This is a genomic window from Micromonospora sp. ATA51 (assembly GCF_016802855.1).
Lineage (GTDB): Bacteria > Actinomycetota > Actinomycetes > Mycobacteriales > Micromonosporaceae > Micromonospora > Micromonospora sicca.
This window is the reverse complement of the sequence record NZ_JAEVHJ010000201.1, coordinates 1-12,348: the sequence shown is the minus strand read 5'-3', so window position 1 is coordinate 12,348 and position 12,348 is coordinate 1. Positions and strand designations below refer to the sequence as shown.

Annotated in this window: 10 protein-coding genes and 3 pseudogenes; 10 read left to right on the top strand and 3 right to left on the bottom strand. The window is 71.4% G+C overall.

Features of this window, described 5'->3' with window-relative positions:
• Positions 1–99 precede the first annotated feature (99 nt).
• A pseudogene (locus tag JNW87_RS25595) lies at positions 100–531 on the top strand (SDR family oxidoreductase); the annotation flags it as partial.
• On the opposite strand, the gene JNW87_RS25590 reads toward JNW87_RS25595, so the two are convergent.
• Positions 516–1,244: a dTMP kinase gene (locus tag JNW87_RS25590; protein WP_109805828.1), complete on the bottom strand. Its 729-nt coding sequence runs from the start codon at positions 1,242–1,244 to the stop codon at positions 516–518. The pseudogene JNW87_RS25595 and the gene JNW87_RS25590 overlap by 16 nt on opposite strands.
• A 99-nt stretch (positions 1,245–1,343) precedes the next feature.
• On the opposite strand from JNW87_RS25590, the gene JNW87_RS25585 reads away from it, so the two are divergent.
• From JNW87_RS25585 to JNW87_RS25570, 4 genes and pseudogenes are all read left to right on the top strand, one after another.
• Positions 1,344–1,982 (top strand): nucleotidyltransferase, encoded by a 639-nt coding sequence (locus JNW87_RS25585; protein WP_255420265.1) that lies wholly within the window; start codon positions 1,344–1,346, stop codon positions 1,980–1,982.
• Positions 1,979–2,248 (top strand): hypothetical protein, encoded by a 270-nt coding sequence (locus JNW87_RS25580; protein ID WP_109805826.1) that lies wholly within the window; start codon positions 1,979–1,981, stop codon positions 2,246–2,248. The genes JNW87_RS25585 and JNW87_RS25580 overlap by 4 nt, the downstream gene beginning before the upstream one ends.
• Positions 2,249–2,258: 10 nt before the next feature.
• Positions 2,259–3,037 (top strand): annotated as a pseudogene (locus tag JNW87_RS25575) (metallophosphoesterase).
• On the top strand, positions 3,028–3,174 hold the full coding sequence (locus JNW87_RS25570) for a GPGG-motif small membrane protein (protein WP_201750034.1): 147 nt from the start codon (positions 3,028–3,030) through the stop codon (positions 3,172–3,174). The pseudogene JNW87_RS25575 and the gene JNW87_RS25570 overlap by 10 nt, the downstream one beginning before the upstream one ends.
• Positions 3,175–3,329: 155 nt before the next feature.
• Here JNW87_RS25570 and JNW87_RS25565 read toward each other — a convergent pair whose 3' ends face one another.
• The gene (locus JNW87_RS25565) at positions 3,330–4,103 is read right to left on the bottom strand and encodes a M23 family metallopeptidase (protein WP_109805824.1); all 774 of its coding nucleotides are present in this window, start codon (positions 4,101–4,103) and stop codon (positions 3,330–3,332) included.
• A gap of 261 nt (positions 4,104–4,364) precedes the next feature.
• Between JNW87_RS25565 and JNW87_RS25560 the strand changes: the two genes are divergently transcribed.
• From JNW87_RS25560 to JNW87_RS25540, 5 genes and pseudogenes are all read left to right on the top strand, one after another.
• Positions 4,365–5,708 (top strand): ABC transporter substrate-binding protein, encoded by a 1,344-nt coding sequence (locus JNW87_RS25560; protein ID WP_109805823.1) that lies wholly within the window; start codon positions 4,365–4,367, stop codon positions 5,706–5,708.
• Between the two features lie 69 nt (positions 5,709–5,777).
• Positions 5,778–6,827 carry a carbohydrate ABC transporter permease gene (locus JNW87_RS25555; protein ID WP_109805822.1) on the top strand — a complete coding sequence of 350 codons (1,050 nt, stop codon included), beginning with the start codon at positions 5,778–5,780 and terminating at the stop codon, positions 6,825–6,827.
• Between the two features lies 1 nt (position 6,828).
• Complete coding sequence (locus tag JNW87_RS25550; protein ID WP_109805821.1) at positions 6,829–7,791, top strand: carbohydrate ABC transporter permease; 963 nt, start codon at positions 6,829–6,831, stop codon at positions 7,789–7,791.
• Positions 7,792–7,852: 61 nt separating this feature from the next.
• A complete protein-coding gene (locus tag JNW87_RS25545; protein WP_109805820.1) occupies positions 7,853–8,926 on the top strand; it encodes a LacI family DNA-binding transcriptional regulator in 1,074 nt (357 codons plus the stop codon).
• 149 nt (positions 8,927–9,075) lie between these two features.
• A pseudogene (locus JNW87_RS25540) lies at positions 9,076–10,661 on the top strand (glycoside hydrolase family 13 protein).
• 87 nt (positions 10,662–10,748) lie between these two features.
• Here JNW87_RS25540 and JNW87_RS25535 read toward each other — a convergent pair.
• Complete coding sequence (locus JNW87_RS25535; protein WP_109805818.1) at positions 10,749–12,161, bottom strand: MFS transporter; 1,413 nt, start codon at positions 12,159–12,161, stop codon at positions 10,749–10,751.
• Positions 12,162–12,348 lie beyond the last annotated feature (187 nt).

Here is a 12,348-nt window from a genome sequence, read left to right as displayed (position 1 = left end):
CTCGAACTGCTCCCGCTTGTAGACGTTGCGCACCTCGGCGTCCGAGGAGGAGGCCGGGTCGTTGACGATCACGTCACCGTCGGGGGTGAAGCCGACCACAGCGGCGGGCTGGTGCACGAGACCCCGGTCGAGGAGTTCGACCGGATGCTCCGGATCAACCTGCGCCCGACGTACCTGGTCACCCAGGCGGCGCTGCCGCACCTGGTCGCGGCCGGCGGCGGCGCGGTGGTCTGTGTCTCGGCCCGGGCCGCGGTGGCCCCCTTCCCCGGCGCGGCGGGCTACGCCACCGCCAAGGCCGCCGTGCTGGCCTTCGCTAACGCGGTGGCGGTGGAGTACCGGCCGCGCGGGGTCCGCTGCAACACGGTGCTGCCCAGCGTGATCGACACCCCGGCGAACCGCGCCGCCCAGCCCGACGCCGACCACCGGCGCTGGGTCTCCCCGGCCGAGATCGCCGCGGTGATCCGCTTCCTGGCCTCCGACGAGTCGGCGCCGACCAGCGGCGGGAGCATCCCGGTCTACGGCCGGGCCTGAGCCCTCACCGGACCGGCCGGCGCCGCGCCGTTCGACGGCGGGCCGGCCGGCGGCGCGGTGCCGGGGTCGGCCGGCGGCGTCGCCGGCAGCCACTCGGTGAGGTGGGCCCGGATCCGACGGGAAACCTCCTCCGGGGAGTCGCCCGCGTCGACCACCACGAAGCTCGGATACTCGGGCAACGTCCGGTACGCGGTGGCGGCGGCGGTGAGCCAGCGCATGCTCTCGTGGTCGGTGCCCCGCCGTTCGATCCGCCGGTACGCCTCGGCCGGGTCCACGGTCAGCAGGAAGGTCACCCGCGGGGCCGGGAAGAGCCGGTAGCCGGCCCGGGCCAACCGCTCCCACCGCTGACCGCCGTGCGCCCGGATGCTCGCGTACTGGCAGGCGGAGTAGCGGTCCATCACCGCGGTTCGGCCGGTGATCAGGCAGCTCAACAGGGCGAGGGCGATGGCGAGCCAGCGGAGCGCGGACTCGATCGCGAGCATCCCGTTCCGCCCGACGAGCCGCTGGGCGTCCGGGCGCCCGACCCGGTGGGCGAGCCGGCCGAGCCACCGCCGACCGCCGGCGTTGCGATGGTAGGTGGCCGGGTGGCCGGCCGCGCTGAGCGCCTCCGCGAGCCGGTGCGCCTGGGTGGTCTTGCCCGACCCATCGATGCCGATCAGGGCGACCGTACGCAGTCGGGCCCTGCCGCGCCACGCCCGCAGTGATCCGCCCACCTTCCCGAGGCTATCCGACCCGCGCTCGCCCCTCGGCGATTTGTCCCTTCCCGTGCCCGTCGACGCCACACCGTGTCACGGCCAGGTGTGGCCGACCGGATTGCCGGGTACGCAACTTCATTCCCACCGCCGAGACGACGACGGGAGACCCAGATGGCCGAGCGCGGGGACGAGACCCTGGTCCACACGCTGAAGAAGGTCGCCGCCGTGCTCAAGCAGTCCGAGATCCCGTTCGCCCTGGGCGGCAGCTTCGCCGTGTACGCCCACGGCGGCCACTCCAGCGACCACGACGTCGACTTCCTGCTCCGCGAGCAGGACGTGGACCGGGCCCTGGAGGCCCTGGTCGCGGCCGGCTTCACCGCCGAGCGCCCGCCCGAGGACTGGCTGGTCAAGGTCTACGACGAGGGTCGGATGGTGGACCTCATCCACCGGCCGATCGAGACCCCGGTCACCGAGGAGACGTTCGCCGACACCATCGTGCGCCCGGTCGACGCGATCCACATGCCGGTGCTCTCCGCGAGCCAGCTCATGGTGCACAAGCTGCTCAGCTTCTCGCAGCACTACTGCGACTTCGCCCGGGCCCTGCCGCTCGCCCGCTCGCTGCGGGAACAGATCGACTGGGAGCGGGTACGGAAGGAGACGCAGCACTCGCCGTACGCGGAGGCGTTCCTGGTGCTGCTCGACCGGCTGGACGTGCTGCCGCACGACGGCACACCCGGAGGAAGGGAGACACCGTGACCGAGGAGCACGGCGGCGCGCCGCCCGACGAGTACGTCGAGGCGGAGATCCACCGGCTGCTGGCCGAGGATCCGGCCGTCGCCGAGCAGGGGATCACCGTGGTCCACCGCGAGCGGGGCCTGGTCCTCTACGGCGAGGTGGAGAGCCCGCACCGGCGCGAGGAGATCCTGCGCCGGGTGGCCGAGCGGTTTCCCGACCTCCCGATCACCAGCGACATCGGGGTGATCCGGGCGCAGGCGCCCACCCAGGCCGAAGAGCTGCCGTGAGGGAGGTGGGATCGTGATCCGGATCGCCGCCGTCGGCGACGTGCACCTGGACGAGGACGTGGTCGGTCGGTTCCGGCCGGCCCTGGAGGAGTTGCCCGGCTGCGCCGACGTGCTGCTGCTCGCCGGCGATCTGACCCGCCACGGGACCGAGTCTGAGGCGCGTTGCGTGGCGCAGGAGTTCGGCAATCTCGGGGTGCCGGTGATCGCCGTGCTCGGCAACCACGACCACCAGTGCGACCAGGTGCCGCAGGTGGTGAAGGTGCTGGAGGACGTCGGAATCACCGTGCTGGAGGGGACCGGGACGGTGGTGGAGTGTGCCGGCGGGCGGCTCGGCGTGGCCGGGGTGAAGGGCTTCGGCGGGGGCTTCGCCGGGCGGTGCGCCAGCGACTTCGGCGAGCCGGAGATGAAGTCGTTCGTCCGGACCACCAACGAGAGCGCGGAGGCGCTCGCCGAGGCGCTGCGCGGGCTGGAGTGCGACCTGCTGGTCGCGCTCACCCACTACTCCCCCGTGCCGGACACGCTGGCCGGCGAGCCGCTGGAGATCTACCCGTTCCTCGGCTGCTACCAGCTGGGCCAGGCGATCGACGCGGCGCGGACCGCGCTGGCCCTGCACGGGCACGCCCACCACGGCACGGAGCGGGGCACCACCCCGGGCGGGGTGCGGGTCCGCAACGTCGCCCACCCCGTGATCAAACAGGCGTACAGCATCTTCCACCTGGGAGATCATCTAGTCGGGTGACCCAGGTTTCCAGGGTCGGATGGCCGGGTATTCAGCGGCCATGGAGCTGATTCTCTGGATTATCGCAGTGGTACTCGTGGTCGCCGGCATCCTCGCGCTGTTCCGCCGGCAGATCCTGTGGGGCATCGTCCTCATCGTGGTCGGCCTGCTGGTCGGCCCGGGTGGCGTCAGCATCTTCAACAATTAGACGCCGGTTCCGTACCATCCCTGACCCGCCGGGTCGTCGGGTCCGGTGCTCCGTCCTCCCAGACCGGAGCAACCGGGCACGACGACCCCGGCGTCGTGCGGTCCGGCGGGCTGTCCCGGATCCGGACCGAGCCCGAGTCCGGCCGGCCCGCAGGGTCAGCAGCGGGGGACGTTCGGGATGTAGCCGTCGTAGCCGGTCTGCACGTACGCGTCGGAGACGTACCGGCCGGTGCCGATCCGGTCCCAGATCGAGCTGGTGCCGTACGTGCCGGTGACCGTGGTGCCGGAGGTCTGGCAGTAGATGGTCACCGTGGTGCCGTCGGCGACCGAGCCGACCGCGCTGTAGCCGGTGCCCGGCCCGGAGCGGACGGTCAGGTCCGCGCCGGCGGTGTTCACCGTCCCGGTGGCGGTGGTCGAGGAGCAGTTGTTGTCGCTGGTGTACGTCTTGGTGCCCCAGTAGAGCGCGAGCGTGCCGTTGAACCGGGCCTGGATGTCGTTGCCGTTGAGCCGCTGCTCGTAGTGCAGGTGCGGGCCGGTGGAGCCGCCGGTGCTGCCCACCCAGCCGATGACCTTGCCGTAGCCGATGCTCTGGCCGACCGAGACGTTGAAGCCGTTGAGGTGGGCGTAGTACGTGGTGTACCCGCCGCCGTGGTCGATCCGGACGTATTTGCCATAGCTGGTGCCACCGAGGTCGGTGACCCGGTCGACCGTGCCCGGCGCGCTGGCCACCACGGGGTCGCCCAGGTCGTCGGTGCGGTTGAAGTCGATCGCGTACGCCGGGCTGTGGTCGGAGCGGGTCTGCCCGGACCAGGACTGGCCGCAAGGGAAGGGCACCTTGAAGGTGGGCGCGGCCATCGCCGGGGCCGCGGGCAGCAGGGTCGCCGCGACCAACAGGCCGGCCGCCACGAGGCTGAACCACCGTCTACGCATCCAGCACCTCCTATGTCGAAATCCTTCGATCCGATCGGTTCAGCGTGACAGAAACTTGCATCGATGGGAAGGGGCCGGAGCGGGCCGGAAAGTGCGGCTGGTGGGAGCGCGCCCACGGCCGGTGAGCGGGTTTCGGGATTGTTACCGGGCCGTGTCCGGCAGGGGGTGGACTCGGGCTGATGCAAGCGCTTACATGTGGGGACGACCATCGGACCGGCGCGGGTTCGGTTCCCCCACGCGCCGGCAAGGAAGGAGATCGGCATGGCGTTTGCCAGATCACGCCAGGCTCTCGCGATCGCCGGCGTACTGGGGCTGGCGCTCGGCGCCACCGCCTGCGGCACCGGCAACGACAAGAAGAGCGACAAGGCGAGCTCCCCCGAGTGCGCCGCATACGAGAAGTACCAGGGCCACGACGGCAAGAAGGTGACGATCTACTCGTCGATCCGGGACCTCGAGGCCGACCGCCTCGATCAGTCCTGGAAGCAGTTCGAGGACTGCACCGGCATCGATATCGACCACGAGGGCAGCGGCGAGTTCGAGGCCCAGCTGGGTGTCCGGGTCGACGGCGGCAACGCCCCCGACCTGGCCTTCATCCCGCAGCCGGGTCTGCTCAAGCGGTTCGTCGACTCGGGCAAGATCAAGACGGTCGGCGCCGACACCAAGGCGCTGGCCGAGCAGAACTTCACCCCCGACTGGCTGAAGTACAGCACCGTGGACGGCAAGCTCTACGGCGTTCCGCTGGGCTCCAACGTGAAGTCCTACGTGTGGTACTCGCCGAAGACCTTCAAGGAGAAGGGCTGGCAGGTCCCCACCACCTGGGACGACCTGATCAAGCTCAGCGACCAGATCGCGGCGAGCGGCACCAAGCCGTGGTGCGCGGGCATCGAGTCCGGTGACGCCACCGGCTGGCCGGCCACCGACTGGATCGAAGACCTGATGCTGCGGACGCAGACCCCCGAGGTCTACGACCAGTGGACCACCCACGGCATCCCGTTCAACGACCCGAAGGTCGCCGAGGCGCTCGACAAGGCCGGCACCATCCTCAAGAACGAGAAGTACGTCAACGGCGGCTTCGGCGGCGTGAAGAGCATCGCCACCACCTCCTTCCAGGAGGCCGGCACGCCGATCACCACCGGCAAGTGCGCCCTGCACCGCCAGGCGTCCTTCTACGCCAACCAGTGGCCGCAGGGCACCAAGGTGGCCGAGGACGGCGACGTCTTCGCGTTCTACTTCCCGGCCGTCGACCCCGCCAAGGGCAAGCCGGTGCTGGGTGCCGGCGAGTTCGTCTCGGCGTTCGCCGACCGTCCCGAGGTCCAGGCGGTGCAGACCTACCTGGCCTCCGGCGAGTACGTCAACAGCCGCGCCAAGATCGGCGACTGGCTGTCGGCGAACAACAAGCTCGACATCAACAACGTGCCGAACCCGGTGGACAAGCTCTCCGTCCAGATCCTGCAGGACCCGAAGACCGTCTTCCGCTTCGACGGCTCGGACCTGATGCCGGCCGCGGTCGGCGCGGGCACCTTCTGGAAGGGCATGGTCGACTGGATCAACGGCAAGGACACCGCCACGGTGCTCCAGGGCATCGAAAGCAGCTGGCCGAAGTGATCTGAGACGTGGTCGCCCGCTCGCGCGGGCCGGACCACCGTCCCCGACCGAACCCTTGAAGGAGGGTCGATGGAGTTCGACTTCGCGGAGGAACAGCCCAAGTTCCTCATGCTGATGTACGGGCTGATCGCTTTCGTCGCGGTGGTGGGCGGCCTGCTCCTGCTCCTCGACGCGGTGCCGGCCTGGTTCGCCCGCCGTCGCGAGGCTCAGCTGATCGCCGCCTCGGCGAGCGGCACCCCGCTGCCCCGCCGGCGCAAGGAGCGGGAGGGGCTCTTCGCGCTCTTCTTCCTGCTGCCGACGCTGCTGCTGCTCACGATCGGGCTGGTGGTGCCGGCGATCCGCACCACGCTGCTCTCCTTCATGGATAGAGGCAGCAACGACTGGGTGGGCCTGCGCAACTACGGCTGGATGTTCTCCGAGGGCTCGATCATCCGGGTCCTGGTGAACACCCTGATCTGGGTGCTCCTGGTCCCGCTGGTGGCCACCGCCTTCGGCCTGCTCTACGCCGTGCTGGTGGACAAGGCCCGGTTCGAGGCGGTCGCCAAGTCCCTGATCTTCCTGCCGATGGCCATCTCGTTCGTCGGCGCCACCATCATCTGGAAGTTCGTCTACGCCTACCGAGGCGACGGTCAGGAGCAGATCGGTCTGCTCAACCAGATCGTCGTCGGCCTCGGCGGAGAGCCCAAGCAGTGGCTGCTCGAGTCGCCGCTGAACACCTTTCTGCTCATCGTGATCATGGTCTGGATCCAGGCCGGCTTCGCCATGGTGGTGCTCTCCGCCGCGATCAAGGCCATCCCGGCGGACATCGTCGAGGCCGCCAGGCTCGACGGGGTCACCCCGTGGCAGATGTTCTGGCGGATCACCATGCCGAGCATCCGGCCGGCGCTGATCGTGGTGGTGGTGACGCTCTCGATCGCCACGCTCAAGGTCTTCGACATCGTCCGGACCGCGACCAACGGCAACTACGACACCAGCGTCATCGCGACCGAGATGTACAACCACGCGTTCCGGTACGGCGAGAACGGCCAGGGTTCGGCCCTGGCGGTCTTCCTCTTCGTCCTGGTCATCCCGATCGTGATCTACCAGATCCGCAACCTGCGTCAGCAGCGGGAGGGCTGAGATGACCACCGCCACGCCCACCGTTCCGGCCGGCACCCAGGCCACCGAGAAGACCACCCGCGCCGCCCGCGTCCGCAAGCGGCTGAACAGCCGTACGGCCACGCTCGTCTCGATCGTCATCGCGCTGGTCTGGACCATCCCCACCTTCGGCCTGCTGATCTCGTCGGTCCGGCCGGAGAACGAGATCAAGACCACCGGCTGGTGGACGTTCTTCACCAACCCGCAGTTCACTCTGGACAACTACCAGCAGGTGCTCTTCAGCACCTCCTCCTCGTCCGGCCAGCTCGCCAGCTACTTCATCAACTCGCTGGCGATCACCATCCCGTCGGTGCTCTTCCCGCTCGCCTTCGCGTCGCTGGCCGCGTACGCGCTGGCCTGGATCAACTTCAAGGGTCGGGACTGGCTCTACATCGCGATCTTCGCGTTGCAGATCGTGCCGCTGCAGATGGCCCTGGTGCCGCTGCTGAAGTTCTTCTCCACCGGCGTCACCGTCGCGGGGGTCACCGTGCTCCCCGCCTGGGGCTTGGTCGACGAGCAGAAGTTCGCCCAGGTGTGGTTCGCGCACACCTGCTTCGCGCTCCCGTTCGCCGTCTTCCTGCTGCACAACTTCATCTCGCAGCTGCCCAGGGACCTGATGGAGGCGGCCCGGGTCGACGGGGCCACCCACCCCAAGATCTTCCGCACCATCGTCCTGCCGCTGGTCACCCCGGCCCTGGCGGCCTTCGGCATCTTCCAGTTCCTCTGGGTCTGGAACGACCTGCTGGTCGCGCTGATCTTCGCCGGGGGCGGCGACGAGACCGCCCCGCTCACCGTCCGGCTGGCCGAGATGGCCGGCACCCGGGGCAACGAGTGGCAGCGGCTGACGGCCGGCGCGTTCGTGTCGATCGTCGTACCGCTGACCGTCTTCCTGTCCCTCCAGCGCTACTTCGTGCGCGGCCTGCTCGCCGGCAGCGTCAAGGGCTGACCCGTCGGTCCGCCGCCGCCGGTCCCCCGGCGGCGGCGGGCGCGGATGGAGCGGGGGAACGATGACCAAGATTGACGACGTCGCCCGCCTGGCCGGGGTCTCCACGGCCACCGTCTCGCGGGCGCTGCGCGGTCTCCCGACCGTCTCGGCCGCGACCCGGCGCCGGGTCCTCGCCGCCGCCGAGCAGCTCCAGTACGCGGTCTCCCCGAACGCGTCCCGATTGGCCGGCGGGAAGACCGGCACCGTGGCCGTGGTGGTCCCCCGGATCACCCGGTGGTTCTTCGGCACGGTCGTCGAGGCGGTCGAGGAATTCCTCCACGAGTCCGGCTACGACCTGCTGCTCTACAACCTCGGCGGCCGGGAGCAGACCCGGCAGCGGGTGCTGCGCACGGCCAGCCTGCACAAGCGGGTGGACGCGGTCATCCTGGTCGCCACGCCATTGCGCCCGCCGGAGGTGGCCGCGCTGACCGCGCTGGACCTGCCCGGCGTCACCATCAGCTCCGGCACTGATGTGCCCGGTTGGCCGTGCGTCCGGATCGACGACGTGGCCGCTGCGCGGACCGCCACCCGGCACCTGCTCGACCTCGGCCACACCCGGATCGCGCACATCTCCGGCGACCCGGACGACGAGCTGGCCTTCACCACCCATCTGGACCGGCGGCTGGGCTACCAGGCGGCGCTGCGCGCGGCCGGGATCCGCCCCGACCCCAGTCTGGACGTGGAGTCGCAGTTCACCATCGACGGCGGCAACCGGGCCACCGCCGAGCTGCTGGCCCGGGGCGAACCGCCGACCGCCATCTTCGCGGCCTGCGACGAGATGGCGATGGGCGCGATGACCGCCCTGCGGGACGCCGGGCTCCGGGTGCCGCAGGACGTCAGCGTGATCGGCATCGACGACCACGACCTGGCCAAGGTGCTCGGGCTGAGCACCATCGCGCAGCCGGCGGCGGAGCAGGGCCTGCTCGCCGCGCGGATCCTGCTCGACCCGCTCGGCGCCCGCACCGTCGAGCCGTACGCCGGGCGCCTGCCGGCGCCGCGCGGCGGCGACGCCCCCGGCAACTCGCCGGCGCCGCCAGTGATCCTGCCCACTCGGCTGGTCGTGCGGGAGTCGACCGCCCCGCCCGGGGCAAACTGAAGAATTCGGCCGTCCCGCGGACGGCAGGGCAGCAACCGTCCGACCACCGGGCGGCACGGTTCGACACAAGGGGAGAAGGCTCTGAACACCGACGTGACGCAGCAGGAAACGGCCGGCGGCCCGGCACCGGCTGGTGGACCGAGGCCGTCATCTACCAGATCTACCCGCGTTCCTTCGCCGACTCCGACGGCGACGGCATCGGCGACCTCCCCGGCATCACCGCCCGCCTCGGTCACCTCGCCGAGCTGGGCGTCGACGCGGTCTGGCTGTCGCCGTTCTACCCGTCCCCACAGGCCGACGCCGGGTACGACGTGGCCGACTACCGGGACGTCGACCCGCTCTTCGGCACCCTCGCCGACGCGGACAAGATGATCGCCGAGGCGAAGGCGCGCGGGCTGCGCGTCATCGTCGACCTGGTGCCGAACCACACCTCGTCCGCGCACCACTGGTTCGCCGAGGCGCTGGCCGCCGCGCCGGGCAGTCCGGAGCGGCAGCGGTACGTCTTCCGGGACGGCAAGGGACCGCAGGGCGCCAAGCCGCCGAACGACTGGCAGAGCGTCTTCGGCGGGCCGGCGTGGACCCGGGTGCCGACGGGCAGTGGTACCTGCACCTCTTCGACACCGGCCAGCCCGACCTCAACTGGGACAGCCCGGACGTCCGCGCCGAGTTCCTGGACATCCTCCGGTTCTGGCTGGACCGGGGCGTCGACGGCTTCCGGGTGGACGTGGCCCACGGGCTGATCAAGCAAGCCGACCTGGCCGACTGGCAGGAGCCGCACGAGATCCTCTCCGGCCAGGAGGTGGACAAGCCCCGCCCGCCGATGTGGGACCAGGACGGCGTGCACGAGATCTACCGCGAGTGGCGGCGGCTGCTCGACTCGTACGGCGGGGAGCGGATCCTGGTCGCCGAGGCGTGGGTGGAGCCGGCCGAGCGGCTGGCCCACTACGTCCGTCCGGACGAGATGCACCAGGCGTTCAACTTCGAGTACCTGCTCGCCGCCTGGACCGCCCCGGCCCAGTACGCGGTGATCACCCGCTCGCTGGAGGCCACCGACGCGGTCGGCGCCCCCACCACCTGGGTGCTCTCCAACCACGACGTGGTGCGGCACGCCTCCCGGCTCGCGCTGCCGATCGGCGCGCCGCGGCCGAACGGCATCGGCATCGGCGACCCGCAGCCCGACGCCGCGCTCGGCCTGCGCCGGGCCCGGGCGGCCAGTCTGCTGATGCTCGCCCTGCCCGGCTCCGCCTACCTCTACCAGGGCGAGGAGCTGGGGCTGCCGGAGCACACCACGCTCCCCGACGAGGCCCGGCAGGACCCGACCTGGGAGCGCAGCGGGCACACCGAGCGCGGCCGGGACGGCTGCCGGGTGCCGATCCCGTGGGAGGCCGACGCCCCGTCGTACGGCTTCGGGCCGACCGACGCGAGCTGGCTGCCACAGCCCCCGAGCTGGGCTGAGTACGCCCTGGACCGGCAGCGCGGGGTGCCCGGCTCGACGTACGAGCTGTACCGGACCGCGCTGCGGCTGCGGCGCGAGCACGGGCTGGCCCGGGGCCCGCTGGAGTGGCTCTCCACCGGCGACGAGGTGCTCGCCTTCCGCAACGGCGCCCTGACCGTGCTGACCAACTTCGGCCCGGCCGCCGTCCCGGCGCCGGCCGGCGAGGTGCTCCACTGCAGCGCCCCGCTGGACGACGACGGGCGGGTCCCGACCGACGCGACCGTCTGGGTCCGCGCCTGACCACCACCCGGCCCGTCGGCCGCCGCCTCACAGCGGCGCCGGCGGGCCGGTCCGTTCCTGGACGCACCGCCTCGTCTCGTCTGGCGGTCAGAGGCGGTCGGCGCGGGCGTGCAGGAGGCCGTGCACCGACTCGATGTCGCCGGGTGAGGTGCGCGCGGCGAGCCAGTACATGACGCCGGTGGGGATGAAGAAGAGCTGGAAGGCGGCCAGCCCGACGGCGTAGTTCAGCGGCGGCGGGAAGGCCGCGCGCAGCCCGGCGAAGGCCACCCCGACCAGCCCGTTGCCGGCCGCCCGCCCGACCCCGTTGACCAGGTTGCCCAGGCTGTAGACGGTGCCCCGGTGCTCGGGCGGGTTGACGTCGGCGATCAGCGCGAACCAGTTCGGCGAGTTGGCCGAGGTGAGCGCGAGCGCGACCACCGCGGTCAGCAGGCTCAGCCCGACCGTGGGCTCGGTGACCACGCTGGCCAGCACCGCGGCGACCACCGCGCCGGAGCCGGCGCCGTCCGGCACGTCGATCCGGATCGGCACGAAGAACAGGACCAGGTAGAACGGCACGGCCGCGAGGATGCCGACCGCCGCGACCAGGGCCCGGCCGCTCGGCGTACGCCGTTGCAGCGCGTCGCCGACCAGGCCGCCCACGATGGAGAGGACCCCGCCGAGCTGGAACAGGGTGGCGAAGACGCTGCCCACCACCACGGCGGTGGCCGTCGAATAGCCCTGCGCCTCGGCCCGCTGGGCGAAGAGCACCGGCAGCCAGACCAGCGAACCGAACGCGGCCTGCGCGGTGAGCCCCTGCAGGATCAGCCACCGGTTGGTCCGCCGGGCCAGGATCCGCGGCAGGTCGGCCCGGGTGATCCGGTAGTCGTAGTCGGCGCCGGCCTCGAGCGCCTCGGCCAGCTCCGGCTCGCTCTGCCCGCGCCGGATGTCGTACGTGAACAGGTAGGCGACGGTGGCGGCCAGCCCGACCACCGTGAGCACCAGGAACGGCCGCCGCCAGTCGGTGGCGCCGAGGATCCCGCCGGTCAGCGTGCCGGCCAGGGTGCCGACGCCCTGAGACAGTCCCCAGAAGCTCATCACCAGGCCCCGGCGGCGGGGCGAGATCAGGTCGGTGACCACGGAGAAGCCGACCGAGCCGACCGCCCCCAGCCCGACCGCGGCGACGAGTTGAGCGGCGAGGAACGTCGGGTAGTTCTGCGCCAGCGCGCCGCCGCCGGTGCCGGCCGCCCAGATCAGCGTGCCGACCATGAGCAGCGGCTTGCGGTTGGTCCGGTCCCCGACGTACGCCCAGCCGACCGCGGCCACCGCGCTGACCAGGAAGCTCACCGCGGTGACCAGGCCGAGCAGCCGTTGCGGGACCCCGAGCGCGCCGGAGATCGGCCCGTACAGCGGCGGCACCAGCCCGATCGCCACGTTGTCCAGCGAGGCGAGGACCACGAAGACCACCACGCTGTAGAGGCGGTGGGCCGCGTTCCCGCGCCGGGCGATCTTTGTGCCGCTCATGTCGGGCAGCAAACCAGGGTCACGGGCGCCTGCACCCCCGGCACGTCGGGCTTACCGCCGCACACCGCCCGGTACGCGGTGCACGTCGCGGTCGACGTCAACACGGAGCCAGCCACTACCCCACGCCTTTACCCGCGGCCGCCAGCAGTCGCCGCTTGGCCTCACGCGACCGCAGGCCGTACATCCG

What these genes read in the sequence shown, in the direction of transcription:
- JNW87_RS25560 (WP_109805823.1), top strand. Translation starts at nt 4,365, where the DNA reads ATGGCGTTTGCCAGATCACGCCAGGCTCTCGCGATCGCCGGCGTACTG.
- JNW87_RS25555 (WP_109805822.1), top strand. Translation starts at nt 5,778, where the DNA reads ATGGAGTTCGACTTCGCGGAGGAACAGCCCAAGTTCCTCATGCTGATG.
- JNW87_RS25545 (WP_109805820.1), top strand. Translation starts at nt 7,853, where the DNA reads ATGACCAAGATTGACGACGTCGCCCGCCTGGCCGGGGTCTCCACGGCC.
- JNW87_RS25550 (WP_109805821.1), top strand. Translation starts at nt 6,829, where the DNA reads ATGACCACCGCCACGCCCACCGTTCCGGCCGGCACCCAGGCCACCGAG.
- JNW87_RS25535 (WP_109805818.1), bottom strand. Translation starts at nt 12,161, where the DNA reads ATGAGCGGCACAAAGATCGCCCGGCGCGGGAACGCGGCCCACCGCCTC.
- JNW87_RS25570 (WP_201750034.1), top strand. Translation starts at nt 3,028, where the DNA reads ATGGAGCTGATTCTCTGGATTATCGCAGTGGTACTCGTGGTCGCCGGC.
- JNW87_RS25565 (WP_109805824.1), bottom strand. Translation starts at nt 4,103, where the DNA reads ATGCGTAGACGGTGGTTCAGCCTCGTGGCGGCCGGCCTGTTGGTCGCG.